Source organism: Bacillus sp. LR--39, from assembly GCF_053613335.1.
Map to the genome: position 1 here is coordinate 1 of NZ_JBSIOT010001601.1, position 517 is coordinate 517.

1 pseudogene is annotated in these 517 nt (G+C 52.6%); it reads left to right on the top strand.

From position 1 onward, the window contains the following. A pseudogene (locus ACWHAR_RS32025) lies at window positions 1–517 on the top strand (bacteriocin maturation protein); the annotation flags it as partial.

Sequence of the window (517 nt, forward strand, 5' to 3'; positions counted from 1 at the left end):
CGATTCCGGCGCTTACCGCTTTCAGCTGTCGCGCCAAACCAAAATATTGGCTGCAGGGACTGGCTCCTTTCTCACGAAATTGGTCCGGTCGCTGATCGATTCCGGTTTTTCAAGAATCCGTGCGATCGTGACGGATGCATCCGGGCATGCTTTAGACGAACTGGCAGAAATATCAGAGCAAACAGAAAGCGGACTGGAGATTGGCTTCGCCGAAACGCAACATTGGCGGGAAGCGGTGCGATCTGCCGATTGGGTTTTGTATGTCTCTGACCGCGGCTTCACAGATGATCTCCACGATCTTCAAACGTTTTGCCTTGAAGAGAACAAAGGATTCATACCCGGCATCTGTCTGAAACAAGTCGGACTGGCAGGCCCTGTCTTCCAACAACACGGAGACAGCCGCTTCGAGGCTGCCTGGAGGCGCCTCCATCGGTCTGCGCTCCATGAAGAACGAACGCTTGGAACCTTTCCTTTGGCAGGAAAAGACATGCTGGCAAATGTTATTGTGTTCGAATTG